At 67.1% G+C, this 584-nt stretch carries 1 protein-coding gene; it reads right to left on the reverse strand.

Annotated features, from left to right (window positions below):
• The coding region (locus ABQE44_RS25810) for an AMP-binding protein (RefSeq protein ID WP_448432659.1) at positions 1-584 on the reverse strand (584 nt) is incomplete at both ends.

Consider the following 584-nt stretch of genomic DNA (forward strand, 5'->3'; position numbering starts at 1 on the left):
TACATGTTGATCAACCGCGGCGAACCCCGGTGGCTGTCCAACCATGACCTCAGCCGGGCCGGCTCCAGCGCCTCCCCACCGAAAACCACCGCTTCCAGCGCCAGCTCGGATCCCAACTCGGCGGCCAGCGCATAGAACGCCGACGGCGTCTGGCTCAGCACGCTGACCCGCTCAGCGAGCAACAGGGCGGCAAAGTCTTGGGGCGAGCCCACCACCGACTCGGGCACCACGACCACCCGACCACCGCGCAACAACGCGCCCCAGATCTCCCACACCGAGAAGTCGAACGCCAACGAATGGCACTGCGAAAAGACCAGATCCGGCGACAACCGCAACCACGGCTCAATCGCCTCCAACAACCGCGCAACATTGCCGTGCGGCACCGCCACACCCTTCGGCGTGCCGGTGGTCCCCGAGGTGTAGATCAGGTACGCGACGTCACCGGGGTGCACCACCGGCAGTTCGACACCGGCGCCATCGGCGACGCCGCCATCGAGCGCGCCGACATCGACGACCACCACATCGCGGTCCGCCAACCGCTCAACCAACCCACCAGCGGTCACCACCACCGTCAAACCGGCGTC

This window comes from Mycolicibacterium sp. XJ2546, assembly GCF_053483195.1.